The sequence below is a fragment of the Brachybacterium sp. SYSU DS0246 genome (assembly GCF_059391765.1).
The window spans coordinates 63,653-88,783 of the sequence record NZ_JBZXYT010000016.1; the positions used below are offsets into that span (position 1 = coordinate 63,653).

The window sequence follows — 25,131 nt, forward strand, 5'->3', positions numbered from 1 at the left end:
GAGGTGCTCCGGCTGCCCGCGCGGCGCGGACCGTCCGGCCCTCCCGCCGCGGCCTGCTCGCGGCCGCCGGCGTCCTCTCGGCGGCGGCGCTGTCCGGGTGCGGGAACGACACCAGTGACCGCTACGAGTCCGGCTACGTCTCCGGCGACGGTGTGACCACCGAGATCGCCCCCGATCAGCGCACCGAGCCCCTCGAGTTCTCCGGCACCACGTACGACGGGGAGGAGTTCTCCGCCGCGGACCAGCGCGGCGAGGTCCTCGTGGTCAACGTCTGGTACGCCTCGTGCCCGCCGTGCCGCAAGGAGGCCCCGGAGCTGCAGAAGATCCACGAGGACTACGCCGACCAGGGCGTGCAGTTCGTCGGGGTCAACGTGCGCGATTCCGAGGGTCCTGCCAGGGCGTTCGAGGAGAACTACGGGATCACCTACCCCTCGATGCCCGACCAGGACGCCCAGATCATGTACGAGCTGCGCGGCCAGGTCGCGCCCAACGCCGTCCCCTCCACCCTGGTGCTGGACCGTGAGGGCCGCGTCGCCGCGCGCATCTCCGGCGCCGCGGATCCCTCCGTGCTGCGCAGCATGCTCGACGGGGTGCTCGCCGAATGATCCTCGCCGAGATCGGAGCGGCCTTCCAGGCGACCGCGCTGTCCGGATCCTTGCTGCTGGCCATCGCCGTGGCCGCCGCCGCCGGACTGGTCGCCTTCCTCTCCCCGTGTGTGCTGCCCGTCGTCCCCGGCTATCTCGGGTATGTCTCGGGACTGGCAGGCCAGAGCGGCGTCGTCGCCGGCACGCGGGGGCGGACCTCGCCGGCCCGGAAGGGCGTCAAGCCCGGCACCGGGCGCATGCTCGCCGGCAGCCTCCTGTTCGTCGCCGGCTTCGCAGCGGTGTTCATGGTGCTCGGCGGCTTCGCCGGCGCTCTGGGGTACCTGCTGCAGGAGTACAGCGTGTGGATCGACCGTGTCGCCGGCGCCATCGTCATCCTCATGGGCCTGGTCTTCCTGGGAGTCTTCCCCGGTCTCGGCGCCAACCGGCCCGTCTCCAGCAAGCGCCCGGACGCGGGCCTGCTGGGCGCCCCGCTGATGGGCCTCGTCTTCGGTCTCAGCTGGACCCCGTGCATCGGGCCCACCTATGCCGCGATCGTCGCCCTGTCCCTGAACGGCGGTGGCGACGGCGCCGCGCTGCGCGGCGGCGTGCTGGCCCTCGCGTACTCCCTGGGCCTGGGCATCCCGTTCGTGCTGTTCGCCCTGCTGTTCGAGCGCGCCCTGGGGCTGAGCAAGAAGCTCTCCCGTCACCGCCGCAGCATCGGCCTGGTCTCCGGGGCGCTGCTGATCACGATCGGCGTGCTGCTGATGACGGGGCAGTGGTCGGCCTGGATGGGTGACCTGCAGAGTGTGATCTCGACCTTCGAGCCGGTGGTCTGATGGCCGGCGACGACGATGCGGAGAAGAACCTGAGCACCTCACCACGCCCCGGGGACGAGAAGGGCGGGGCCCCGAGCGCCGCGAAGAGCGCGAGAGCGGACGGCAGCTCGTCCGAGGACGCCGCCTCGCCGGATCCCTGGAGCAGCAAGCGCGACAAGAACGGCCCGCGCGGCGGCACCACCCTGCCCTCGCTGGGACTGCGCGGCACCCTGCTGTTCCTGTGGCGCCAGCTGACCAGCATGCAGACGGCGCTGATCCTGCTGATGCTGCTGGCGATCGCCGCCGTCCCGGGGTCGTTGTACCCGCAGCGCAGCGTCAACCCGGCTCTGACCGACCAGTTCCTCGAGGAGAACGGGCGCTGGGGCGAGCTGTTGGACACCCTCGGGTTCTTCGAGGTGTTCTCCTCGCCGTGGTTCTCGGCGATCTACCTGCTGCTGTTCATTTCCTTGATCGGCTGCATCGTCCCGCGGGTCGGCGTGCACCTCGCCCAGCTGCGCTCGAAGCCGCCTCGCACCCCCTCGCGGCTGACCCGTTTCACCGGCTATACCCGCACCGAACTGCCCGGCGCCGACGCCGATCAGCTCCTGCAGACCGCGCAGCGCTCCCTGCGTCGCTCCCGCTACCGCACCCAGCGCCGCGAGGAGACGGCCGCCGCCTCCGTCAGCGCCGAGCGCGGGCTGCTGCGCGAGACCGGGAACCTGCTGTTCCACATCGCCCTGGTCGGCGTCCTGATCTGCGTCGCCGGCGGCCAGCTGACCAGCTACCGCGGTCAGATCACCGTGGTCGAGGGCTCGGGCTTCTCCAACTCCCTGACCCAGTACGACTCCTTCGACTCCGGGCCCTGGTTCGACCCCTCGAGCCTGCCCCCGTTCCGTTTCACGCTCGAGGACTTCCGCGCCGAGTACGTCCAGGAGGGCCCCGAGGACCGCATGGGCCAGCCGCTGTCCTTCGAGGCCGACGTCCACGTCGACACCCCGGGGCAGACGGAGGAGGACCGCACCCTGCAGGTGAACAAGCCCCTGCATGTCGACGGCTCCTCGATGTACCTGCTGGGCAACGGCTACGCCCCCGAGGTGACCGTCACCGATCCGGAGGGAACGGTCGTGGCCGAGGGCCCGGTCATCACCGTGCCCTCCGGCGATGTCGGCTACACCTCGCAGCTGGTGATCAAGGCGCCCGATGCGAAGCCGAAGCAGACGGCCGTGGTCGGCTATTTCCTTCCCACCGGCGTGATCGACGAGCAGGGCCCGCACTCGATCTACCCGGACCTCGTGGATCCGCAGCTCGCGCTGACCGTCCACCAGGGAGACCTCGGGCTCGACGAGGGGGTGCCGACCAATGCCTACGAGGTCGACGTCTCCTCGCTGGAGCCGGTGGCCGACGAGGACGGCTCGCCGGTGCTGGTGCGCCTGTACCCGAACCAGGAGTACGAGCTGCCCGACGGCACCACCATCAGCTTCGACGGAGTCAAGCGCTACGCCGCGTTCGACGTCGCCCACGACCCGTTCGAACGCTGGGTCCTGGTCAGTGCTCTGGTCGCCGCCGGCGGGCTCATCCTCTCCCTGTTCGTGCCGCGACGGCGGCTCTGGGTGCGCGTGGGCGAACGGGACGGCACCGCCGTGCTGGAGGTCGCCGGCCTCGCCCGCAGCGACGACCCGGCCCTGCCGGATGATGTGCAGGCACTGGCCGACAAGATCATCTCGGCGCAGGATGGGGGCGCGGCCCCCGAGCAGACGGCGGCCGGCCGGACGGCGACCGATCAGTCGGCGCCGGATCGCACGGCGCAGGATGGCACGGCGCAGGATGGGACGGCGCAGGATGGGACCGGGTCGCGCGCCGAGCGCGACCCGGCGGCTCCGGAGACGGCAGCCGATGACGATGACACCCCTGGAGGTAGTGCACAGTGATTGACCAGCAGCTGGCGGAGATCTCGAATCTCGCCATCGTGGTGACGATCGTGCTGTACGTGCTCGCACTGATCGGCTTCGCCGCCGACCTCGCGTCCATGTCCCAGCGCCGCAGCGATGCGCGGCTGGCCGCACAGGAGAGCCGCACCTCCGGTGCCGCGCCGGCCGCTGAGCCCGCGACCGTCGGCTCCGGAGCCGCCTCACGGGCCGAGACCGCCGAGGCGGCGGTTCCCGGCGCCGGGTCCGGGGCCACCACATCGCAGGGACGATCCGGCGGAACCGCGGGCACCGGTGTCAGCGACGAGGCCGCCGGCTCGGGCCCGCCGGCGGGCCGGGCCTCCGGCACGATGACCGCACAGTCCTTCGCCTTCCTGCTCTCCGGCGCGGCGACGGTGCTGCACATCGCGGGTGTCGCCACCCGGGCCGCCGCCACCCAGCGGGTGCCGTGGGCGAACATGTACGAGTTCGCCACCACCAGCACCGCCGTGGTGATGGCGGCGTTCCTGATCTTCTCGATCAAGCGTGCCGAGCTGCGGGCGCTGGGCACCTTCGTCGTCGGCCCGGTGCTGCTGGTGATGCTGCTGGCGCAGACCTTCTGGATCGTGCCCGCCGCCGAGCTGACCCCGAGCCTGCAGAACTCCCACTGGATCTACATCCACATCGCCGTCGCGATCCTGGCCACCGCCCTGTCCATCCTCGGAGCCGTGGTCGCCGCCCTGCAGCTGCTGCAGTCTCGCCACGAGCGCGCCCTGGTGGTCAAGGCCGAGGCGGGCGAGGAGCTACCCGAGCACTGGGGCCGCTTCGGGCACGTCCTGGACCGGTTGCCCAGCTCCACCGTCCTGGAGGCGCTGAGCTTCCGGATCCATTCCGTCGCGTTCGTGTGCTGGACCTTCACGCTGATGTTCGGCGCGATCTGGGCGCGCGAGGCGTGGGGCCGCTACTGGGGCTGGGACCCCAAGGAGGTGTGGACGTTCATCATCTGGGTGATCTACGCCGCCTACCTCCACGCCCGCGCCACCGGCGGATTCCGTGGCAGCCGCGCCGCCGGGCTCGCCCTGGCGGGGTTCGTGGCCGTGGTCTTCAACTACACGATCGTCAACACGGTCATCAACGGCCTGCACTCGTACTCGGGACTGTGACCCAGGGCAGTCCTGCTCGGGCCTGCTCGGTCCTGCTGCGGGCTCGTGCAGATCCTTACTCGGAGTTCTGGTCGTCGTCCTGATCGCGGTGACGGCGCTCCCGCCGCTCGCGGCGGATGTCCTCGTCGAGCCGGCGCAGGAAGTCGGGGTCCTCGTCGGGCGCCGTGGGCCGGGTCCGGCGCGACCCGCCGCTGCCGCCGTTGCTGCGGTCCTTGCCGACGATCAGCCAGGTGATCGGCCCCACCCACGGCAGCAACACGATGAGCACCACCCACGCCCACTTCGGGATGCCGCGGACCTTGTCGTTCGTGGTCTGGACGCAGTCAGCGAGCGCGAAGACGGTCAGGGCGATGGATACGAGAGCGAGGATCGCGCGGGGCATGGCGGGAGTCTAGGCAACGCGCCTGATCATTGCGGTGATCGGCGTCATGTCGGTGACCGGGCTCATGGCCATGATCGGCCCGTTCCCATGCGGGCGCTCTACCCTGATCCCATGCGAGAAATGGCCCTGTTCGCCGTCATCCGCCTGGCCCTGTGGGTCGGGATCTGGTGGGTACTGACCCTGTTCGACATCGGGGTGATGCTGGCAGGCGTGCTCGCGGCGCTGCTGGCGATGCTGATCTCGATCCTGTTCCTGCACCGGATCCGAGAGGCCGCCGCCATGCGCTGGAAGGCTGCCGATGATCGCCGCCGCGCCCGCAAGGGCGAGCCGGTCGACGAGGACGCCGTCGAGGAGGACGCGCTGCTGGACGACTACGGCCGGGCGACCGACGCCGACGGGAAGGACATCGACGGGCATCGCGCCGACGAGGACGACGCCGACGGGGATGATGCCGACGGGGACGGCGCCGACGCCGACGGCGCCGACAGGGACCGCGCCGACGGGATCACACGGCCAGAGAGATGAGCAGCAGCAGCGCGTAGACCAGCTCGAGCCGACCCGTGGCTCCGAGCACCGGAATCAGGTCCCGGCCGCTCGCGCCGCGCAGCACGGTGCGCAGCGGCGCGATCGCCAGCGGCAGCGCGACCAGCACGGCCACGGTGGGCCAGTGGACGATCATCACCGGCACCAGCAGCGCGAAGGGGGCCAGCATGGTCGCCGCGAACAGCACGCGGGTGCCACGCTCGCCCAGCCGCACCGCCAGGGTCTGCTTGCCGGAGACGGAGTCGGTGGGGATGTCGCGCAGATTGTTGGTCAGCAGGATCGCCACCGCCAGCAGCCCGACCCCGACGGAGGCGAGCACGGACACCCATCCCAGCTGCACCGTGATCGCGTAGGCGGTGCCGTTGACGGCGACCAGGCCGAAGAAGAGGAAGACGAACACTTCACCGAGGCCGCGATAGCCGTACGGATTCTTGCCCCCGGTGTAGAACCAGGCGGCGGCGATGGCGGCGGCCCCGACGATCAGCATCCACCAGATCTGGGCGAGGGCGATCAGCACCACCCCGAACAGCGCGCCGGCGGCGAGCGCGGCGATGGCGGCTGTCCTGACCTGCCGCGGGGCAGCGGCGCGCGAACCAGTCAGCCGGAACGGCCCCACTCGGTCCTCGTCCGTGCCGCGGATCCCGTCGGAATAGTCGTTGGCGTAGTTGACCCCGACCTGGAGGCACAGGGCCACCGCGAGCGCGAGCAGCGCCCGGGGGATCACCACGGCCCAGTCGACGCCGCCGGTCTGCGTCCCCAGCTGCCAGATCGCGGCACCTGTGCCGGCGGCGACGGGGGACAGGGCGGCCGGAAGGGTGCGGGGTCGGGCGCCCTGGACCCACTGCGACAGGCTGGCCATCGTGCTCCTCGAGGAATCGACAGGCCACCCCGGTGGCGGCCCCGCAGAAGCATACGCCCAGGCCGGAGGGGAAAGAGGTGCCGTGGCCCACGGCACAGCGACGCCGAGCCCGGCGGCCGCGCTCAGCCGGCTGCGAGGCGCCGGGCCGCGGCCCGATCCACCTTCCCGATCCCCAGCAGAGGCAGCTCCTCGACCACATGGACCCGCTTGGGGACCATGTGCGCCGGGACGTCGCTGGTACGCAGGGCGGAGCGCACGAGCGACGGCGCTTCTGCGGGCTCCGCGCCCGCTTCGAGGGTGACCAGGACTTCGACCCGCTGGCCCCACTCGGGATCATCCACCCCCACCACGACACAGGAGCGCACCAGCCCGCGCAGCATGAGGGAGCGGTCGATGGCGCGCTCGACGTCCTGCGGGAGCACCTTCCGGCCGCCGGTGTTGATGACGTCGTCGGCACGGCCCAGCACGGTCAGCGCGCCGTCCGGGTCGAGCTCGGCGAGGTCCGACGTGCTGAAGGAACGGGGCTCGTCCTGCGAGAACGCCGCGGTGTCGGTGCCGCCGTCCGCGGTGAGGTAGCCCAGCGCCAGGGTGGGGGAGATGATCGCCAGCCGTCCCGCGCCGTCGCTGTCGGGCGCCTGCACCCGCAGCTGCACGCCCGGCAGCGGCCGACGGTCGTAGACGCAGCCGCCCGCGGTCTCGGAGGACCCGTAGGTCGTGACCACGCGGATCCGCTGGGCGCGGGCTCGTGCGAGCACGTCACCTCTGGTCGCGGCGCCACCGACGAGCACGGCGTCGAAGCGCTTGAGGACCGCGCGGGCGCGGGCGTCGGCCCCGGAGCCCCCGGTGACGATCCGGGTGAGCTGGGTGGGAACGAGCGAGGTGAACGCGGGCAGCCCGGCCGCAGCGGCCTGCTCGAGCGCGGGCTCGGCCAGCGCGACGAAGGCGGCGGCGTCGAAGTGTCCTCGCAGGTCCGGCAGCGGGTCCGGCAGGGCGGCCTCGGGCAGGCCCAGCACCTGGGCGGTGCGGTGGGCGCGGGCGATGACCTGCACTCCGGCGATGTGGGTCGGCGGGAGCAGCGGGAGCCAGAACCCGTGCCCCCCGGATCCGGCCACAGCGCTCCGGGACGGCGTGGAGGCGCCGGCTCCCGCCGAGACGTCCGCCGCCAGATGGGCGGCCGTGGCGTCATGGGAGGCCAGCAGCGCCTGGCGGGTCAGGGCCACCGCCTTGGCGGTCCCGGTCGACCCGGAGGTCGGGACCACCAGCGCGGTCTCCTCGAACCCCGCGGGCAGAGCCGACGGAGGATCGAAGGGGCCCAGCCACAGCCTCCCGGTGCCGGCCATGACCTCGCCGATGGCGCGGGCGTGCGCGTCCAGGGAGGCGGCGGAGGCATCGTCGCGGGGCGGGATGAGCCAGGGACGCTCGGGCGGGGGAGCCGCGGCGCGCTGGGACGGGGGAGTCACGGCGCGCTCAGCCCTGGGGGTGGGGGAACGGCGACCAGTCGGGGGAGCGCTTCTCGAGGAAGGCGTCACGGCCCTCGGCGGCCTCGTCGGTCATGTAGGCCAGTCGGGTGGCCTCACCGGCGAAGACCTGCTGGCCCATGAGCCCGTCGTCGGCCAGGTTGAAGGCGAACTTCAGCATCCGGATCGCCTGCGGGGACTTGGTGGCGATCACCGCGGCCTGCCGCAGCGCCTCCTCCTCGAGGTCCGCATGGTCCACCACCCGGTTCACCGCGCCCCAGTCGAGGGCGTCCTGGGCGGAGTACTCCTCGGCGAGGAAGAAGATCTCCCGCGCCCGCTTCTGGCCCACCTGCTTGGCGAGGTAGGCGGAGCCGTAGCCGCCGTCGAAGGAACCCACATCGGCGTCGGTCTGCTTGAAGCGCGCGTGCTCGCGGGAAGCGATGCTCAGATCGGCGACCACGTGCAGGGAGTGCCCGCCGCCGGCCGCCCATCCGTTGACCACGGCGATGACGACCTTGCCCATCGTGCGGATCAGACGCTGGACCTCGAGGATGTGCAGCCGCCCGCTGGAGCCGGCGCGCACCTGCGAGGTCTCGCCCAGCTCCTCCTGCTCGGCGTACTCGTAACCGGAGCGACCTCGGATGCGCTGGTCGCCGCCGGAGCAGAAGGCGCGGCCGCCGTCCTTGGGCGAAGGGCCGTTGCCGGTGAGGAGGATGACGCCGACGCCGGGATCCAGGCGGGCATGATCCAGCGCCCGGTACAGCTCATCGACCGTTCGGGGACGGAAGGCATTGCGCACCTCGGGCCGATCGAAGGCGACCCGGACGCAGGGCAGGTCGCGGATGGTCGCCTCCCCGTCCGGGCTCTCGATGCGCTCGACGGCCCGGTGATAGGTGACATCGCTGAGGGCCTGCCCGCCGTGCTCTGCCGGCGTCACCTCCCGCCACCGACGGGGATCGAAGGTCTCGGAGACCGACGGGGGCAATGACGAAGCAGCGGCGGCGGAGGTCATGGGACTCAGGGTAGTCCGGGCTCGCCTCGGACATCAGCGCCCCGTACCTCAGCGCCGCGGAGGGAGGGCCTGCGGCTTCGGCCATTGGCCCTCGTCCCGTTAACCTCGAGGGATGCGCATCCCCACCGCTCTGCGCGAGCGCGGCATCGATCGTGTCCTCGCCTGGTCGATCCCCCTGACCACACGCTTCCGCGGCATCACCGAACGGGACGGACTGCTCCTGCACGGGCCCGCCGGCTGGGCCGAGTTCTCCCCGTTCTGGGACTACGACGCCGACGAGTCGGCGACCTGGCTGCGTGCGGCGCTCGCCGACGCCACCGATCCCCGCCCGGCTCCGCGTCGTGAGCAGATCGAGGTCAATGCCACCATCCCCGTGGTCCCAGCCGTGCTGGCCCACCGCATCGCCACCGTCGGCGGCGCCCGCACCGCCAAGGTCAAGGTCGCCGATCCCACCTCGACCCTGGCCGAGGACGCCGCGCGGCTGGAGGCCGTGCGCGACGCAATGGGACCGGATGCCCGGCTCCGCATCGACGCCAACGCCGCCTGGACCCTGGAGGAGGCGCTGGCCGCCCTGCCGGTGCTGGACCGGGCCGCCGGTGGCCTCGAGTACGCCGAGCAGCCCTGCGCGAGCATCGAGGATCTCGCCTCGGTGCGCCGCGCCCTCGACATCCCGATCGCGGCCGACGAATCGGTGCGGAGGGCCGAGGACCCGCTGCGCGTGGCGCGGGCCGAGGCGGCCGACGTGCTGGTGCTGAAGGTGCAGCCGCTCGGGGGCGTGGAACGGTGCCTGGACCTCGTCGAGCAGGCAGGCCTGCCCGTGGTGGTCTCCTCCGCCCTGGAGTCCAGCGTCGGTCTCAGCGCCGGCCTCGCGTTCGCCGCCGCCCTGCCCGAGCTCACCCATGCCTGCGGCCTCGCCACCGCCGCCCTGCTCACCGGGGATCTGGTCACCGAGCCGCTGCACGCAGCCGGCGGCACGATCCCCGTCGGCCGCCCCGAGCCCGAGCCGGAGCTGCTGGAGCGGCATGCGGTCCCGCCCGAGCTCGCCGCCCGGTGGCAGGAACGCCTGGAGGTCTGCGCCGAGCGCTTGTGACGGCTGTGCCGAACTACTCTGGCAGCATGCACGAGACCGCCCTTCCCGCGCCGCCCTCGTCGATCAGCGCACCCCGTCCCGCAGGATCCGGCGCGGTCGAGGAAGCGGTCGCGATCTGGGATGCGCTGGCAGCGCTCGGCGTCCGGGACGCCGTCCTCGCCCCGGGCTCGCGCTCCGCCCCGCTCGTCTACGGGCTCTGCGAGCCTCGTCCGGCCGCAGAGATCCGCTCTCACGTGCGTATCGACGAGCGTGCCGCCGCCTTCACCGCCCTGGGGCTCTCGCGCCACGACCGCGCGCATCCGGCGGTCGTGGCCACCACCTCCGGCACCGCGACGGCGCACCTGCTGGCGGCCGTGATGGAGTCCCACCACTCGCGCGTGCCGCTGCTGGTGCTGACCGCGGACCGACCCGCCGAGCTGCGCGACGTCGGCGCGAACCAGACCACGCGGCAGGCGGGCATGTTCCGCTCGCTGGTGCGCTTCGACGCCGATCTGCCCGCCCCCACGGCCACCGGCGCCACGCCGGCCGAACTGCGCACCGCCGTCTCGGTGGCCGCCCGCGCGTTCGCCGCCGCGATGGGCGAGCATCCCGGCCCGGTCCACCTCAACCTCGGGTTCCGCGACCCTCTCGTACCCCGGGCCCCTGCCGCCGACATCCCCGCGGGGGAGCGCGAGCGGATCGTGCTCACCCACCGCCCGGCGCCCGTGCCGCCGCCGGCGCATCCCGTTCCGGTCAGCGCGCGCACCGTCGTCGTCGCCGGTGACGCCGGCGCGGTTGCGCGCGGATTCGCCGAGCGCCACCACCTGCCGCTGCTGGCCGAACCCAGCTCCGGCGCGCGCGGCGGCGCGACGCTCGTGCCCGGCTACCCCGCACTGCTGGCCGAGATCATGGCCGACCCGGACCACCCGCTGCGGCCGGAGCGGGCCATCGTGTTCGGGCACCCGACCCTCTCGCGGCCCGTGATCGGCCAGCTGCTCGGCGCCGAGGACGTCGAGGTGATCGTGGTCGACCAGCATCCCGACTGGGCCGACGCCGCACGCCGTGCTCGCCTCGTCGTCCCCTCGGCCGCGGGGGAGGACCCGGCCCTGGCCGGCAGCATCCGATCCGGCACTGGCGAGGGCGAGCAGCAGGACCGGTCCGAGAACCAGCAGGACCGCCGCGAGGTCGCGGCGCGCCAGGAGCGCCTGGAGGCGTGGCGCCGCGCCGCCGCGGACCGCACGGCGCAGCTGACGGCTGCCTGGCAGCAGCGGGCCGCCCTCGCCGTCTGGAACGCGACCGATGAGGACGACCTGCTCGTGCTCGGCTCCTCGAGCCTGATCCGCGACCTCGAACAGCACGCGGGGGCCACCGCAGGGCGCATCATCGCCAACCGCGGTCTGGCCGGGATCGACGGCACCCTCTCGATGGCCGGCGGCATCGCCCTGGCCCTTCGCGGCTCCGGCGACGTGCCGGGGGCGGGAACCGGGGCCGGGGCCGCACCGGGCCGGGTGCGGGTGCTGGCCGGCGACCTCACGGCTCTGCACGACCTCACCGGGCTGGTCATCGGTCCCCACGAGCAGACCCCCGACCTCGATGTGATCGTCGTCGACGACGGGGGTGGCCGGATCTTCTCCGGACTCGAGCACGCCGCCGCCCCTCCCGAGCTGCTGCGGCGGTTCTTCACCACTCCGCACGGCGTGGACATCGCCGGCGCCGCGACTGCTCTGGGCGCCGCGGTGCAGCGCGTGGACGCGGACAGCCTGCCCGCAGCACTGGCACAGTCGGGATCCGGGCTACGGGCGTTCCTCGTCCAGGAAGAGTCCAGCTCGCAATCGTCGAATTCGGCAGCAGAGGTGGTCCCATGACTGACATGAAGGACGAGCGCGAACCGTACGAGAACCATGACGACGCCGCGTCGACCCCCGACCATGCCGCCCCGTTCTTCGGCTACGGGGGCCCGGGGGACCCGAACCTTCCCGGCGGGTACCGCGGCGCCCAGGACACTCCGCCGACCGAGCAGTTCGAGCCGACCCCGGACCACGCCGGGCCCGGGCCCGGCGACGACTCCGCGTACCCACCGGCAGCGGAGGACGCAGCCGCGTGGGGTCCCGCGGCCGGCACGTACTCCGACCCCTTCGCCTCCTCGGCCTCATCCGCTCCGGCCGCGACCCCGGCTGGCGGCTGGGCTCCGGCCGCGACCCGGGCGGCCGGCTCGGCTCCGTCCGCGGTCCCGCCGGCCGGCTCGGCACCACGGCGACGCGGCCCCGGCTGGGGCGGGGTGACGGCGCTGGTGGCACTGGGGATGCTGTTCTCCAGCGGCGCGACCCTCGGCGGCGTCGTCGCCTACGACGAGTTCATCGATCCGGAGGCGCCGGCGACGGAGCAGTCGACGCCGTCCCCTGGCACGACGGCCAGCCCCACCGCAGTGTCCTCCACCGAGGATCCGGACTGGACGGCGGTCGCCGATCAGGTCGCGCCGAGCGCCGTCGCGATCCAGGTCTCCTCGGGGGCCGGGACCAGCCAGGGCACCGGCGTGATCCTCGACGAGCAGGGGTCGATCCTGACCAACAACCACGTCGTCACCGACGCGGAGTCCGCGCAGGTGACCACCAGCGACGGCCTGTCCTACTCCGCCTCCGTCGTCGGCACCGACCCCACCACGGACCTCGCGGTGATCCGCCTGGACTCCCCGCCGGAGGGTCTCCAGCCGGCCACCTTCGCCGATTCCTCGACCGTCACGGTGGGTCAGTCGGTGATGGCCTTCGGGACTCCCTTGGGACTGGAGAACACGGTGACCACCGGCATCGTCTCGGCGCTGGATCGGCCGGTCACGGCCTCGGGGGATGAGACGGACGGCTCCGACGCCACGTACACCTCCGCGATCCAGACCGACGCGGCCATCAACCCCGGCAACTCCGGGGGCCCGCTCGTGGACGCCGCCGGCCAGGTGATCGGCATCAACACCGCCATCGCCGGGATCCCCAACGCGTCCGGTCAGGCCGGAAGCATCGGCCTCGGCTTCGCGATCCCCTCGAACACGGCCGCGATGATCGCCGATCAGCTCCAGGCCGACGGCACGGCCGACCACGCGTACGTCGGTGTGACCAGCACCGACGGGGCGCAGACCGTCGGCGATGTCACCCACCGGGGCGCAGAGGTGGTCAGTGTCGAGCCCGGGAGCCCTGCGGAGCAGGCCGGGCTGCAGGAGGGTGATCTGATCACCGCGGTGGACGAGACGCCCGTGGGCAGCGCAGCCGCGCTGACCGGGGTGGTGCGCGGACTGCCGGTGGACTCCGAGCACACGCTGACCGTGGTCCGCGACCAGGACGTCCAGGAACTCCAGATCACGCTGGGCCAGGCGCCCTCCTGAGCATTCACTCCTGAGCCGGGCCGCGAGTCCCCGGCTGCGCCCCGGTCAGGTCAGGCGCGCCCGGCAGGATCCTGAGTCGGCTCGCCGCGCAGAGCGCGCAGCATCGGGCGGCACTTGGCGAGGACCTCAGCGTGTTCCGAGACCGGATCCGAGGCGGCCACCAGCCCGCCGCCCGCGTGCAGTCGTGCCGTGTGCTCATCGATCAGGTGGGCCATCCGCAGCGCGATCGCCCACTGTCCATCGCCGTGGGCGTCCATCCACCCCACCGGTGCCGCATATCCGCCGCGGTCGTGCGTCTCCAGACGGGAGATGATCTCGTCGGCCGCGTCCCGGGGCGTGCCCGAGACAGCCGCCGAGGGGTGCAGCCGGGAGGCGACATCCAGGCTCGTCACGCCCTCGAGCAGCCGCGCGGAGACGTCGGAGGCCAGATGCTCCAGCCCCGGCAGACGCAGCACGAACGGCTCCGAGGAGACCTCGATGTCCTCGGCCAGGCCGGCGAGACGCTCGACCACGGACTCCGCGGCGAACGCGTGCTCGGAGAGCTCCTTGGCGTCGGCGCGGAAGGCACGACGGTCGGCCTCGTCCAGCTCACCGTTGTCGGCCACCGGCCGGGTGCCCGCGAGCACGCGGGAGAAGACCCGGCCGTGCTCGGTCTGGGCGAGCATCTCCGGGCTCGCCCCGACCACGTCGTCCAGGTGGTACACCCAGGTGCTGGGATAGTCGCGGGCCAGTCGCGTCAGCAGCACCGCCGGCTCGATCGGGGTCCCGGAACGAACCGTCGTGCGCTCGGACAGCACGACCTTCTCGGCCCCGCCCTGCCGGATCTCCTCGACGGCGTCGCGGACCAGCCACTGGTACTCGTCCGGCGTGTGCTCCGCCTCCACCTCGAGGGCTCCCGGCGTCGCGGACACGACGGGGGAGGAGGGGAACAGATCCCGCCAGGAGGCCGGCATGACCGGGTCCTCGTCGACCCCGACCACTGTCAGGAACGACTCCCCGTCATGGACCCCCAGCACGGCCCGCGGCACCATCAGCACGGACGACCTCGCCGAGGAATCGGCGTAGGAGAAGCTGCCCAGTGCGAGCAGCCCGCTGGTGCGGGTGCGCACCTCATCATCGACGCGGGCACGGGCGGCGACCGCTCGGAAGGCGGCGCTGGCGGCGGCGAAGCGATGCGGGCCGGCCGTGCGCACCGACCATGCCGAGCCGAGCGCGACCATGCCCTGACCGTGCCGCAGCCATGCCGCACTGACCCCGACCGGGATATGGCCCAGCAGGTCGACCGGCTCCTCGATGCGGACTGTGCGGGCGGAGAGCGTCACCGGTTCGGCGGCGGCCTCAGGGCTGGGATTCGGGGCGGACATCCGTGTCATTATGCGGCACCCGCCGCGCCCCGCGCCGTGACCTGTGTCCCCTCCACGGATGCACGGCCCGGCCGCGCCGAGGTGCGACTATGGACCGGCGACCCCGACCTCGGGGTGCCGGCCCCGGAGCCCCCTCGGCTCCGCTTCCCCGTCGTGACCCGCCCAAGGAGCATCCCGTGAGCAGCAACGGCGACAGCATCGCGACGCCCGTGGCCCGTGGCGCGATCGCCGCGATCCTCTCCCTCGGGACGGCGCTCGCCGTGGTGGTGGTCCCTGCGCTGGCCGCCCAGGTCGCCGGCACGCGGTCCTCCGCGACCGTGCTGGACGCGGTGATCATCGCTCTGAACCTGCTGGTCCTCGGCCATGGCGGCGGGATCGTGCTGAGCACGGGGGTCGTCGAGGGCGCCGTCACCCTGACCCCGTTCGGGCTGCTCATCGTGCTGCTGGCGATCTCGTTGCTGGGCATGCGCCGGGTGGGACGGGCCCTGCGGCTGGTCCGGGACGACGGCGTGCTGCGCGCCCGCGCCCTGCGCGACGCCGGCGGGGCGCTGGGCTCCTATGCGTTCGTCTACGCCGTCGGGCTGGCGGTGCTGGCCGGGATCGGGCGCAGCGCCGAGGCCAGCCCCGTGGTGACCTCGGCGCTGGTCTCCGGCGCGATGATCGCCGTCCTCGGCGGCCTGGCCGGGGTGCTGTTCTCCCTGCGCCGTGACGCCACCTCGACGGTTCCCGGGGTGCGCGTGCTCGACCTCCTGCCCAGCCCGTACGGCGACATCGCCCGGGCCGCGCTGATCGCCGTGGTGGGCCTGCTCGGGCTCGGGATGCTGGTGACCGTGGTGATGCTGCTGGTCTCCCTGCCCGCGCAGTCCTCGCTGTTCGAGTCCCTCTCGCCCGGGATCGTCGGCGGCATCGTGCTGACCCTGATCCAGCTCGCATTGCTGCCGCTGCTGGCTCTGTGGGCGCTGGTGGTCGTCGTCGGCGGCACCATCGGTGTGGGCACCTCGACGGGGATCTCGCTGGCCGGCGCCGAGACCGGCGTGATGCCGGCGCTGCCCATGCTGGGTGCGCTGCCGGGCCCCGGGGACTTCCCCGGCTGGATGTGGGCGCTGCTGGTCCTTCCCGCGATCCCCGTCGCGGCCGGCGCCGTCAACCTCGTCGGCAACGTCGCGGACCTCGAGCTGCGCGACCGCGTCACCGCCTGGATCGCCTACCCCGCGTCGGTGATCCTCGCGGTGCTGCTGCTGGCGGGCTTGTCCACCGGTGGCATCGGAGACGGCCGCCTCGTCCACCTGGGCCCGCAGATGGACAGCCTGGTGCTCCCGCTGACGGGCATCGTGGTGGGCTCCACCGCTGTGGTGCTGGTGGTGATGGCCACCCCGCTGATCGACTGGTCCCGCGCCCTGGTCGCCTCGCTGCGCGAGAAGGTGGAAGGCGCCGAGAAGGCCGAGGGCTCGGAGACGACCCACCCTCGAGCGCGCACCGCCCAGAACGACGCACACCGGCACACCTCGTCGCAGAGCGGGTCCGACACGCAACGGGACGTGCCGGAGTCGGAGCCCGTCCCGCGCACCGGCGGGGCCGGCGCTGGCGATGACGACCCGAGCGACGGACACAGCGAGGCCGACGCTGACGGCGGCGCCGGCGAGGCACCGGGCTCGGCCGACGGACGAAGCGCGGCCGACGGAGCGAGCGAGGCCGACGGACGAAGCGCGACCGGCGAAGGGGTCGAGGCCGAGGGCGACGCCGATGGCGCCTTCGGTCTCAGCCGCCCAGAAGACCGCTGAGCCATTCGGCCATCGAGTCCTGCGCCTCGACATCGCACTGCGACTGCGCCTGCTCGGTGATCGCCGTCGCGCGGCACTCCTGGATCTCCGCCATCGGCCCGTAGAACAGCAGCGAGAGCAGCGAGCCGGTGATGATCATCAGCGTGGCCGGCACGCCGATCACGGCCGCCATGATCGCCATGCCGCGGCGCCCCTCCCGGAAGGACTGCACGACCAGCAGGATCAGCAGCACCAGCGCGGCCAGGCCCGCCACCCCGGCGAACAGGGAGAACGGCAGGGGAGCGAGCGTCAGCAGCCAGGACGCCAGCAGCGCGAGCGTCAGCCCGCCCAGCAGACGACGGTGCCGCGCCGACCCCCTGCCGCCCGACGCCGTGCCCCGATCGCTGTTCTGTTCGCTGCTCATCGATCCCATTGTGCCCGCTTCGCCGGGACTGATCCTGATCAGCCCAGCCCAGCCCAGCCCAGCCCAGCCCAGCCCAGCCCAGCCCAGCCCAGCCCTGCCCTGCCCTGCCCTGCCCAGCCCAGCCCAGCCCCTCGCCGCAGATCGAGCCGGACAGGCCTCGGCCGAATGGGCGTGGAGCGTCGCGGTCGGTGCCCGCATTACGCTGACCCGGTGATGCGACATCCGGTGACCCGAACCCCCGTGGCCGTCCTCATCTCCGGCACCGGCTCCAACCTCGCCGCCCTGCTGCGCGCCGCCCAGGACCAGGACTGCCCGTACACCGTGGTCGGCGTCATCGCCGATCGCGACGCCTCCGGCCTCGAGCACGCCCGCACCGAGGGGATCCCCACCGAGGTGGTGCGGCTTGGCGACCATCCGGACCGTCCGGCGTGGGATCAGGCCCTCGCGCGCGCCGTGGCCCGCCTGGACCCGCAGCTGGTCGTGCTGGCGGGATTCATGAAACTCGTCGGCCCCCCGCTGCTGGAGGCCTACGGCGGACGCATCATCAACACCCACCCGGCCCTGCTCCCGTCCTTCCCCGGCGCCCACGGCGTCCGCGACGCCCTCGCCCACGGGGTGAAGGTCACCGGCGTCAGCGTCATCGAGGTGGACGCCGGTGTCGACACCGGCCGCATCCTCGCCCAGGCCCCGGTCGAGGTGCTGGACACGGACACGGAGGAGTCCCTCCACGAGCGCATCAAGCGTGCCGAGCAGCCGCTCCTGGTCGACGTCGTGCGGCGGCTGACCGCCGCGTCCTGACCCGGGCCGACTGATCCTGACCGAGCCGGGCACCGCCCGCGAGGTCCGGATACAGTGGCCTCACACGACTGGCGAAGGTGGGAGACCACCGGGGAGTGACGTCTGTGGGCATCGACCGCCTGGGTGCCCGCGGCAAGGAACAGATCCGAACAGGAGCACGCCACGTGAACACCGCTGCACGCCGCCCGATTCGCCGCGCCCTCATCTCCGTCTTCGACAAGACCGGCATCACCGAGCTCGCCCGCACCCTGGCCGACAACGGCGCCGAGATCGTCTCCACCGGCTCCACCGCCGCCACCATCCGCGAGGCCGGCACCCCGGTCACCGACGTCGAGACCGTCACCGGGTTCCCGGAGATGCTCGACGGACGCGTGAAGACCCTCCATCCCCGCGTCCACGCCGGGATCCTCGCCGACCAGCGGCTCGATTCGCACCGCGAACAGCTCAGCACCCACGAGATCGAGGCCTTCGACCTGGTCGTGGTGAACCTCTACCCCTTCAGCGAGACCGTCGCCGCCGGCGGCAGCTTCGAGGAGATCATCGAGAAGATCGACATCGGCGGGCCGTCCATGGTGCGCGGGGCCGCCAAGAACTTCGCCTCCCTCGCCGTGGTCGTCGACCCCCAGGACTACTCCCGGGCCGCCGACGCCGCCGCAGCAGGCGGATTCACCCAGGCCGAGCGCCAGGAGCTGGCGACCATCGCGTTCACCCGCACCGCCGAGTACGACGAGGCCATCAGCGACTGGATGCTGAGCCGGCTCACCGAGGATGCCGCCGAGGGCCAGGGCCCCGGCCGCGCGAGCGAGGACGAGGCCGACGGGCCCAGCGGCTCCGCCGCCTTCGTGCTGGACATGGCCGACGAGGAGGCCGCCGCCTCCGGCTTCCGCACCCTGCGCTATGGCGAGAACCCCCACCAGCGCGCCCGCGTCGCCGTCATCGACGACGACCAGCCCGGTATCGCCGGTGCCGAGCAGCTCGGCGGCAAGGAGATGAGCTACAACAACTACGTCGACGCGGACGCCGCCGTGCGCGCCGCCTTCGACCATGAGCGCCCGTGCGTGGCCGTGGTCAAGCACAACAACCCCTGCGGCATCGCCGTCGCGGCCGAGGGCGAGGACATCGCCGGCGCCCATCGGCGTGCCCATGGCACCGACCCGGTCTCCGCCTACGGCGGCGTCATCGCCACCAACCGTCCGGTCACGCTCGCCATGGCCCAGCAGGTCAAGCCCGTCTTCACCGAGGTCATCCTGGCCCCGGCCTACGACGACGAGGCGCTCGACCTGCTGCGCACCAAGAAGAACCTGCGCATCCTCCGGCTCCAGGGCGCCTACCAGCGGCCCGTCGAGATCCGTGAGATCTGGGGCGGCTCCCTGGTCCAGGATGCCGACCGCCTCGACGCGGAGGGCGATGATCCCGGCAACTGGACCCTCGCCGCCGGGGAGGCCGCCGACGAGGCCACCCTCGCCGACCTCGCCTTCGCCTGGCGCTCCGTGCGCGCGGTGAAGTCCAACGCCATCCTGCTGGCCGCTGACGGCGCGGCCGTCGGCATCGGGATGGGCCAGGTCAACCGCCTGGACTCCTGCCGCCTGGCTGTCACCCGTGCCAACACGCTCGGCGAGCACGCCGAGGGCGAGGCCGCCCCGGAGCGGGCCCGCGGCGCCGTGGCGGCCTCGGACGCGTTCTTCCCCTTCGCCGACGGCGCCCAGATCCTGTTTGACGCGGGGGTGAAGGCGATCGTCCAGCCCGGCGGCTCCATCCGCGACGAGGACGTGATCGAGGCCTGCCGCGCCGCCGGCGCCACGCTCTACCTCACCGGGACCCGCCACTTCGCCCACTGAGGCCCGGCCTCTTCCGGCCCCAACGGCGCAGGGCTCGTGCCGCGGGCCTGTTGGCGGCGCGGAGCCGGTGGTGCCGCGGGGCTACCGGCCACTGACACCGCGGGGATGGCCGACTACTGGCGACATGGCGGGAGCCGTAGCTCATATAGCAACGGCTCCCGCTCACACGCCAGTAGTCGACTGCGCCCCTCCCTCTGTGCCGTACCCCTCTGCGCGCCGCTACCCCTGCCTCCACACCCCCTCCCCGCGCGCCCCTACGCCCTGCCTCCACGCCCCCTCGCGGCCACGCCCCCGCCCGTCGCGCCGGTGGGTCGTCCCGGTTTGTTCACCGCTCGGTCACGATGGAGACCTAGGGTGGGGTGCATAGACCAGCGACTGAAGGAGCGACCGTGAGGATCCCGGACAACCAGAGCCTGCGCGAGTACATCGAGCATCTGCGCGAGGAGGGGTACACGGTCGCGGACGGGCACACCCCCGACCCCGACCTGATCGACCCCCAGGGCAACCCCGTCTACACCTGGCAGGAGGGGTACCCGTACGACACGCGCATGGACCGCGACGAGTACGAGCTCGAGAAGTACCGCCTCCAGGTGGAGCTGCTGAAGTACCAGTACTGGCTGGAGGACAACGACCAGAAGGCCATCATCATCTTCGAGGGGCGGGACGCGGCCGGCAAGGGCGGCACCATCAAGCGCTTCACCGAGCACCTCAACCCCCGCACCGCCCGCGTCGTCGCGCTGAACAAGCCCAGCGACCGCGAGCGCGGCCAGTGGTACTTCCAGCGCTACGTCCAGCACCTGCCCACCGAGGGCGAGATCGTGCTGTTCGACCGCTCCTGGTACAACCGCGCCGGTGTGGAGCGCGTGATGGGCTTCGCCACCCCGGAGCAGTACGAGACCTTCATGAACCAGGTGCCCTACTTCGAGCGCATGCTCGTCGACTCCGGTATCCACCTCACCAAGTTCTGGTTCTCGGTCTCGCAGAAGGAGCAGCGCACCCGCTTCGCGATCCGCCAGCTGGACCCGGTGCGCCGCTGGAAGCTGTCCCCGATGGACCTCGAGTCCCTGGACCGCTGGGAGGCCTACACCCAGGCCAAGGAGGAGATGTTCCGCCGGACCGACAAGAAGTACGCGCCGTGGACGATCATCCGCTCCAACGACAAGAAGCGTGCGCGCCTGAACGCGATGCGCTACTTCCTCTCCCAGTTCGAGTACGAGGACAAAGACCACGAGGTCGTCGGGAAGCCGGATCCGAAGCTGGTGATGCGCGGCAAGATGGAAGAGGCCGACGAGTGAGCTGAGCGGCGTCTCTGCCCGGGGTCAGTCGCCGCTGGACTCCGTGGGCAGGCGGGTGATCTCCCCGGAATCCAGCTTCGCGTTCTCCAGCGCGGGGAACGTGCCGGTGGAGGTGGCCCGCACCGGGGCGGTCATCGAGGCGGGGGAGAGCAGGCTCTGCAGGCGGCGCTCGTCGACCAGGCCGCGCTCCAGGACGAGATCGGCGACCGGGCGTCCCGTCTCCAGCGCGGTGGCGGCCACGTCTGTCGCGGCGGCGTAGCCGATCACCGGGACCAGGGCCGTGATCACTCCGATCGAGCGTCGCAGGTAGCTGTCCAGGACGTGCTCGTTCAGGGTGATCCCCGCGATGCAGCGATCGGCCAGGGTGTTCATGGCACGGATCATGATGCGCGTGGACTCGAGGATGTTGAAGCAGATCACGGGCTCGAACGCGTTCAGCTGGAGCTGCCCGCCCTCGGCCGCGAAGGTCACCGTGAGGTCGTTGCCGATCACCTCGAAGGCGACCTGGTTGACGACCTCGGGGATCACCGGATTCACCTTGCCCGGCATGATCGAGCTGCCCGGCTGCACGGCCGGCAGGATGATCTCCGCCAGGCCCGCCCGCGGCCCCGAGGACAGCAGCCGCAGGTCGTTGCAGATCTTGGAGATCTTCACCGCGATCCGCTTGAGGACCCCCGAGAACGTCACGAAGGCGCCGGTGTCGCTGGTGGCCTCGACCAGGTCCGCGGAGACGGTGAAGGGCACACCGGTGAGCTCAGCGAGCTCCTGCGTGGCCAACTGGGCGTAGCCCGGATCGGAGGTGATGCCGGTCCCGATCGCGGTCGCGCCGAGGTTGATCTCCTGGAAGAGGGTCGCGGTGCGGGTGAGGCGCTCGACGTCCTCGGCGATCGTCGTCGCCCAGCCGTTGAACTCCTGGCCGACCGTCATCGGCACGGCGTCCTGCATCTGGGTGCGGCCGACCTTCAGCACCGAGGAGAATTCCTCGCCCTTGGAGCGCAGCGTCCCGATCAGCGAGTCCATCGCATCCGCCAGCGCGGGGAAGGACAGCATCATCGCCAGACGCACCGCGGTGGGGTACACGTCGTTGGTGGACTGGCCGAGGTTGACGTGGTTGTTGGGGTGCAGCCGGTCGTACTCGCCCCGCTGCCGGCCCAGGATCTCCAGCGCCCGGTTGGCGATGACCTCGTTGGCGTTCATGTTGGTGCTGGTACCCGCACCGCCCTGGATCATGTCCACGACGAAATGCTCGTGCAGGGCACCGTCGACGATCTCCGCGCAGGCCTGCTCGATGGCGGCGGCCCGCTCGTCATCGAGCGCCCCGAGCTGGTTGTTCGCGCGGGCCGCGGCCCGCTTGACCTGGGCCAGCGCCTCGATCAGACGGGGGAAGTGACTCAGCGGAACGCCGGTGATGTGGAAGTTCTCCCGCGCCCGCAGGGTCTGGATGCCGTAATAGGCGTCGGCCGGCACATCGCGGTCGCCGAGCAGGTCGTGCTCGCTCCGCGTGCCGGCGTGCTGCGTGGTACCGGGGACGGTCATCGCGGAATCCTCCAGATCGGGCGGACGGCCGACGGCAGTGCCGGCCCCGGCCAGGGTAACCAGCCGCGGCGGCTGCCGCGGACGTATCGAGGCCGTCGCGACGTCGTCGGGCAGTCGGGCAGTCACGTCGTCGAGCAGTCGGCCCCTCGGGCAGTCGCCTCGCGGGGCAGTCGGGCTGTCGCCGCGCCGGGCCGCCGGCCGATCAGACAGGCAGGCGCGCGGCCGGCGCGTCGGCCGTAGCATGGAGCCGTGCGTGCCGACCGATCCCCGTTCACCCTGCGTGCCGCATTCCGTCGGCAGGCGGTACTGACGCTCGCCCTGTGCGCGCTCGCCGGGATCCTGGTCGTGGGCACGACGGTATCGACCCCGTGGGCGGGCGCCCTGCTCGCGGCGCTGCTGGGAGTGCTCGCACTGCTGCGCGCTGTGCTGCCGGTGCGCACCGTCGGCGCCCTGGCGGTGCGTTCTCGCGCGCTGGATGTGAGCGTGCTGGCCCTGCTGGCGATCGGGATCGGCGTGCTCTCCAGCGCACCGAATCTCTGACCCGGGTCGGCTCAGCGCCGACGCGGGTCGGTCCCGCCGGCTCTCCGTGGGCCAGCCCGGTCGGCTCCCCGGCGGGGATTAGCTCCCTCGGCGCTCTCTCGGGGCCGGCCTCGTCGGCTCCGACGGTCTCTGACGCGGGTCAGTCCCGTTCCGGGTGCGCCGTCAGCAGGCGGATGCGGCCGTCGACCAGACCGTAGACCGCGCCGGCGACGGCCAGGCGTCCCTCCTCGTGCGCGCTGCGCACCAGGTCGGAGGAGGCCAGCAGGTCCTCGATCGTGCCGATCACGTGATGGTCCACGCCGTCGGCTGCGGAGCCGTCAGGGTCGAGGTGGCTGCGCACGCCCTCGACCAGCGCGGGCATCGCCCCGGGCAGCTCGCGGCCATCGGCCAGGTACTGCTGGGCGGCGCCCACCGCGCCGCAGGACTCGTGGCCCAGCACCATCGCCGCGGAGACACCGAGCTGCTCGACAGCGAACTCGATGGAGGCCTGCACGGAGCGGTCCAGCACGTGCCCCGCAGTGCGGACCACGAAGAGGTCTCCGAAGCCCTGGTCGAGGAGGAACTCGACGGTCACCCGGGAATCCGAGCAGGCGAGGACCACGGCGAACGGCTGCTGTCCGCGGGCGAGCGCGCGGCGGTGCTCATCGCTCTGATGAGGGCGCTGCGAACGTCCTTCGGAGAACCGCGTGTTGCCCTCCAGGAGGGCCTCCAGCGCACCGTGAGGAGTATGACGATCGTGGGGGTCGGGCATGGTGTTTTCCACGGCGCCCAGTGTGGCACGATCAGAGCTGTGCCCACCGATTCCGCACGTCTGCATGCCGTATTCGACCTCGCCATGAGGATCGGCGAGGGCCTGCTCACGAACGGGGCCGCGGCCTCGGAGGTCACGGCCACCGTGCTGCGGGTCACCAGCTCCTCCGGCTACCGCAACGTCTCGGTCCAGGTCACTTTCGACGAGGTCACGATCTCCTACCTCGCCGACGAGTCCTCGGCCCCGTTCACCCGGGTCCGCTCGGCGGGCGCCCGGGTCCAGGACTTCGCACGGCTGGCCGCGTTCGAGGACATCACCCACGACTACATCTCCGGTGAGCTGCCGCTGGAGGAAGCCCGCCGCCGGGCCGAGGCGATTCCCCGCGAGGCCCCGGCGTACAAGCTGCCCCTGGTGGTCTCCGGCTTCGCGGTGATGGGCGGATCGGCCGCGCTGAGCTTCGGTGCCGGGGTGCTCGTGGTCGTCGCGGCGACCTTCACCGCCGGGCTGCTGATCGCGGCGGGGGAGTACCTTGCCCGGCTGCACATCCCCCCGTTCTACGGGCAGGCGCTCGGGGGCTTCCTCGGGGTCAGCGCCGCCGTGCTCGTGAACCTGATCGACCCCACCGTGAACTCCTCGATCGTGGTGGTCTCCTGCATCATCGTCCAGCTGGCCGGACTCTCCTCGATCGGCGCGGTCCAGGACGCCGTCACCGGCTGGTACGTCACCGCCGCCGGCCGCATCCTGGAGACGCTGATGATGACCGTGGGCGTCGTGGCCGGGGTGCGCGGCGGCATGCTGCTGGCCGACATGATCGAGGCCGACATCTCGGTCAGCGCCGCCCTGCCGCTCTCTCTGACCACCACCCTCGTCGTCGTCATCTCCGGGATCGGGATGGGTCTGGGCTACGGGGTGGGCACCCAGGTGCCGTGGCGCATGCTGCCCTGGATCTCGCTGGTCGCCGCAGGCTCGGCCAGCATCTCGCACCTGGTCAAGAGCCTCACCCCGGAGGGCGTGTACGCCGTGGCCATCGCAGCCTTCGTCTCCGGTGTCGCCTCGGTCGTCCTCGGTGATCGACTGCGGGCCCCGGGCCTGCTGTTCGTGATGGGCGGGGTCATCCCTCTGGTCCCCGGCAGTCGAATCTACGCGGGCCTGCTCGGGCTCAGCGGGGACATGTCCACCGGAGCGGCCGAGCTGTTCGCCGCCGCCGAGATCGCCGTGGGGATCGCCTCGGGGGCCGTGCTCGGGCAGATGCTGGCCTCCCGCGCGCTGCCCTACTTCCGGCGCAGCGGCATCGCCTACACCCCGAGCATCTCCTCGCCGTTCACCACCCTGCGCCGTCGTCGCCTGACGCTCGGTTCGCGACGCTTCCGCAGGCGCCGCGGGGCGCAGGTGGTCGAACCGTCTACGATGACGGGCGAGATGACAGCGCTGTCTCCCGCGATGTTCGAGGACCTCGAAGATCCCGGGGTCCCGGAGGAGAGCGGGGGCCCGGAGGATCCGCCGGAGAACCACGGGCGGCGCACCGACACCGAGGAGACCCCATGAGTTCCCTGAGTCAACCTCTAGGCCGTGAGAGCGCTGCTGTGGTCGTTTCTGTCGGTTCTGCGCCGCTCGTGGATGGTGGGGTCGTAGCACGTTCCGTCGCGCCAGCAGGCGTAGATGATCCG

At 72.2% G+C, this 25,131-nt stretch carries 22 protein-coding genes and 1 riboswitch; of the genes, 14 read left to right on the forward strand and 8 right to left on the reverse strand.

Translation table 11 applies throughout. The features are described from left to right. Window positions 1-53 precede the first annotated feature (53 nt). From AC5020_RS09865 to ccsB, 4 genes are read left to right on the forward strand one after another with little or no spacing between them, the layout of a single operon-like run. Window positions 54-605 carry a TlpA family protein disulfide reductase gene (locus AC5020_RS09865; protein WP_494564417.1) on the forward strand — a complete coding sequence of 184 codons (552 nt, stop codon included), beginning with the start codon at window positions 54-56 and terminating at the stop codon, window positions 603-605. Beyond that, complete coding sequence (locus AC5020_RS09870; RefSeq protein WP_464988151.1) at window positions 602-1,420, forward strand: cytochrome c biogenesis CcdA family protein; 819 nt, start codon at window positions 602-604, stop codon at window positions 1,418-1,420. The genes AC5020_RS09865 and AC5020_RS09870 overlap by 4 nt, the downstream gene beginning before the upstream one ends. After that, window positions 1,420-3,327: a cytochrome c biogenesis protein ResB gene (gene resB, locus AC5020_RS09875; protein WP_464988152.1), complete on the forward strand. Its 1,908-nt coding sequence runs from the start codon at window positions 1,420-1,422 to the stop codon at window positions 3,325-3,327. Before AC5020_RS09870 ends, resB begins: the two co-directional genes overlap by 1 nt. Then, window positions 3,324-4,466 carry a c-type cytochrome biogenesis protein CcsB gene (ccsB, locus tag AC5020_RS09880; RefSeq protein WP_377793080.1) on the forward strand — a complete coding sequence of 381 codons (1,143 nt, stop codon included), beginning with the start codon at window positions 3,324-3,326 and terminating at the stop codon, window positions 4,464-4,466. The genes resB and ccsB overlap by 4 nt, the downstream gene beginning before the upstream one ends. Before the next feature lie 55 nt (window positions 4,467-4,521). On the opposite strand, the gene AC5020_RS09885 is transcribed toward ccsB, so the two are convergent. After that, the gene (locus tag AC5020_RS09885) at window positions 4,522-4,848 is read right to left on the reverse strand and encodes a PLD nuclease N-terminal domain-containing protein (RefSeq protein WP_464988153.1); all 327 of its coding nucleotides are present in this window, start codon (window positions 4,846-4,848) and stop codon (window positions 4,522-4,524) included. A gap of 111 nt (window positions 4,849-4,959) precedes the next feature. On the opposite strand from AC5020_RS09885, the gene AC5020_RS09890 reads away from it, so the two are divergent. Then, entirely contained in the window at window positions 4,960-5,373 is a 414-nt protein-coding gene (locus tag AC5020_RS09890; RefSeq protein ID WP_464988154.1) for a DUF4229 domain-containing protein, read from the forward strand. Here the strand turns inward: AC5020_RS09890 and AC5020_RS09895 are convergent. The 3 genes from AC5020_RS09895 to AC5020_RS09905 all read right to left on the reverse strand — a co-directional run bounded on the left by AC5020_RS09895 (window position 5,354) and on the right by AC5020_RS09905 (window position 8,719). Next, complete coding sequence (locus AC5020_RS09895; RefSeq protein WP_464988155.1) at window positions 5,354-6,250, reverse strand: 1,4-dihydroxy-2-naphthoate polyprenyltransferase; 897 nt, start codon at window positions 6,248-6,250, stop codon at window positions 5,354-5,356. The two genes, AC5020_RS09890 and AC5020_RS09895, sit on opposite strands and share 20 nt — an antisense overlap. 122 nt (window positions 6,251-6,372) lie before the next feature. Further along, window positions 6,373-7,710 carry an AMP-binding protein gene (locus AC5020_RS09900; RefSeq protein ID WP_464988156.1) on the reverse strand — a complete coding sequence of 446 codons (1,338 nt, stop codon included), beginning with the start codon at window positions 7,708-7,710 and terminating at the stop codon, window positions 6,373-6,375. A 7-nt stretch (window positions 7,711-7,717) separates the two neighbouring features. After that, entirely contained in the window at window positions 7,718-8,719 is a 1,002-nt protein-coding gene (locus AC5020_RS09905) for a 1,4-dihydroxy-2-naphthoyl-CoA synthase (RefSeq protein ID WP_377018148.1), read from the reverse strand. A gap of 112 nt (window positions 8,720-8,831) precedes the next feature. Here AC5020_RS09905 and AC5020_RS09910 point away from each other — a divergent pair, with 112 nt between their 5' ends. From AC5020_RS09910 to AC5020_RS09920, 3 genes are read left to right on the forward strand one after another with little or no spacing between them, the layout of a single operon-like run. Then, entirely contained in the window at window positions 8,832-9,809 is a 978-nt protein-coding gene (locus tag AC5020_RS09910; protein WP_464988157.1) for an o-succinylbenzoate synthase, read from the forward strand. Window positions 9,810-9,835: 26 nt separating this feature from the next. Beyond that, window positions 9,836-11,653: a 2-succinyl-5-enolpyruvyl-6-hydroxy-3-cyclohexene-1-carboxylic-acid synthase gene (gene menD / locus AC5020_RS09915; protein ID WP_464988158.1), complete on the forward strand. Its 1,818-nt coding sequence runs from the start codon at window positions 9,836-9,838 to the stop codon at window positions 11,651-11,653. Continuing rightward, window positions 11,650-13,158 (forward strand): S1C family serine protease, encoded by a 1,509-nt coding sequence (locus AC5020_RS09920; RefSeq protein ID WP_464988159.1) that lies wholly within the window; start codon window positions 11,650-11,652, stop codon window positions 13,156-13,158. Before menD ends, AC5020_RS09920 begins: the two co-directional genes overlap by 4 nt. Before the next feature lie 50 nt (window positions 13,159-13,208). Here the strand turns inward: AC5020_RS09920 and AC5020_RS09925 are convergent, their stop codons facing one another. Then, the gene (locus tag AC5020_RS09925; protein WP_464988160.1) at window positions 13,209-14,522 is read right to left on the reverse strand and encodes an isochorismate synthase; all 1,314 of its coding nucleotides are present in this window, start codon (window positions 14,520-14,522) and stop codon (window positions 13,209-13,211) included. A 176-nt stretch (window positions 14,523-14,698) separates the two neighbouring features. Here AC5020_RS09925 and AC5020_RS09930 point away from each other — a divergent pair, with 176 nt between their 5' ends. After that, window positions 14,699-16,303, forward strand: coding sequence for a cell division protein PerM (locus AC5020_RS09930; RefSeq protein ID WP_464988161.1), 1,605 nt, complete (start codon window positions 14,699-14,701; stop codon window positions 16,301-16,303). On the opposite strand, the gene AC5020_RS09935 is transcribed toward AC5020_RS09930, so the two are convergent. Then, the gene (locus AC5020_RS09935; RefSeq protein WP_377018142.1) at window positions 16,281-16,706 is read right to left on the reverse strand and encodes a hypothetical protein; all 426 of its coding nucleotides are present in this window, start codon (window positions 16,704-16,706) and stop codon (window positions 16,281-16,283) included. The two genes, AC5020_RS09930 and AC5020_RS09935, sit on opposite strands and share 23 nt — an antisense overlap. A 225-nt stretch (window positions 16,707-16,931) precedes the next feature. Between AC5020_RS09935 and purN the strand changes: the two genes are divergently transcribed. The 3 genes from purN to ppk2 all read left to right on the forward strand — a co-directional run bounded on the left by purN (window position 16,932) and on the right by ppk2 (window position 20,637). Continuing rightward, the gene (gene purN / locus AC5020_RS09940) at window positions 16,932-17,504 is read left to right on the forward strand and encodes a phosphoribosylglycinamide formyltransferase (RefSeq protein ID WP_494564416.1); all 573 of its coding nucleotides are present in this window, start codon (window positions 16,932-16,934) and stop codon (window positions 17,502-17,504) included. A gap of 54 nt (window positions 17,505-17,558) precedes the next feature. Next, a riboswitch (ZMP/ZTP riboswitch) is annotated at window positions 17,559-17,636 on the forward strand. 32 nt (window positions 17,637-17,668) lie between these two features. Further along, window positions 17,669-19,342, forward strand: a complete 1,674-nt coding sequence (gene purH / locus AC5020_RS09945) for a bifunctional phosphoribosylaminoimidazolecarboxamide formyltransferase/IMP cyclohydrolase (RefSeq protein ID WP_464988162.1) — start codon at window positions 17,669-17,671, stop codon at window positions 19,340-19,342. A 389-nt stretch (window positions 19,343-19,731) separates the two neighbouring features. Continuing rightward, window positions 19,732-20,637 (forward strand): polyphosphate kinase 2, encoded by a 906-nt coding sequence (gene ppk2 / locus AC5020_RS09950; protein ID WP_377018139.1) that lies wholly within the window; start codon window positions 19,732-19,734, stop codon window positions 20,635-20,637. A 24-nt stretch (window positions 20,638-20,661) separates the two neighbouring features. On the opposite strand, the gene AC5020_RS09955 is transcribed toward ppk2, so the two are convergent. Continuing rightward, window positions 20,662-22,173: an aspartate ammonia-lyase gene (locus AC5020_RS09955; RefSeq protein ID WP_464988164.1), complete on the reverse strand. Its 1,512-nt coding sequence runs from the start codon at window positions 22,171-22,173 to the stop codon at window positions 20,662-20,664. A 249-nt stretch (window positions 22,174-22,422) separates the two neighbouring features. Here AC5020_RS09955 and AC5020_RS09960 point away from each other — a divergent pair, with 249 nt between their 5' ends. Next, window positions 22,423-22,713: a DUF3017 domain-containing protein gene (locus AC5020_RS09960; RefSeq protein WP_377018137.1), complete on the forward strand. Its 291-nt coding sequence runs from the start codon at window positions 22,423-22,425 to the stop codon at window positions 22,711-22,713. A 139-nt stretch (window positions 22,714-22,852) separates the two neighbouring features. Here the strand turns inward: AC5020_RS09960 and AC5020_RS09965 are convergent, their stop codons facing one another. Beyond that, entirely contained in the window at window positions 22,853-23,464 is a 612-nt protein-coding gene (locus AC5020_RS09965; RefSeq protein ID WP_464988165.1) for a carbonic anhydrase, read from the reverse strand. 39 nt (window positions 23,465-23,503) lie between these two features. Between AC5020_RS09965 and AC5020_RS09970 the strand changes: the two genes are divergently transcribed. Beyond that, window positions 23,504-25,009 (forward strand): threonine/serine exporter family protein, encoded by a 1,506-nt coding sequence (locus AC5020_RS09970; RefSeq protein ID WP_377018135.1) that lies wholly within the window; start codon window positions 23,504-23,506, stop codon window positions 25,007-25,009. The last annotated feature ends 122 nt before the right edge of the window (window positions 25,010-25,131 follow it).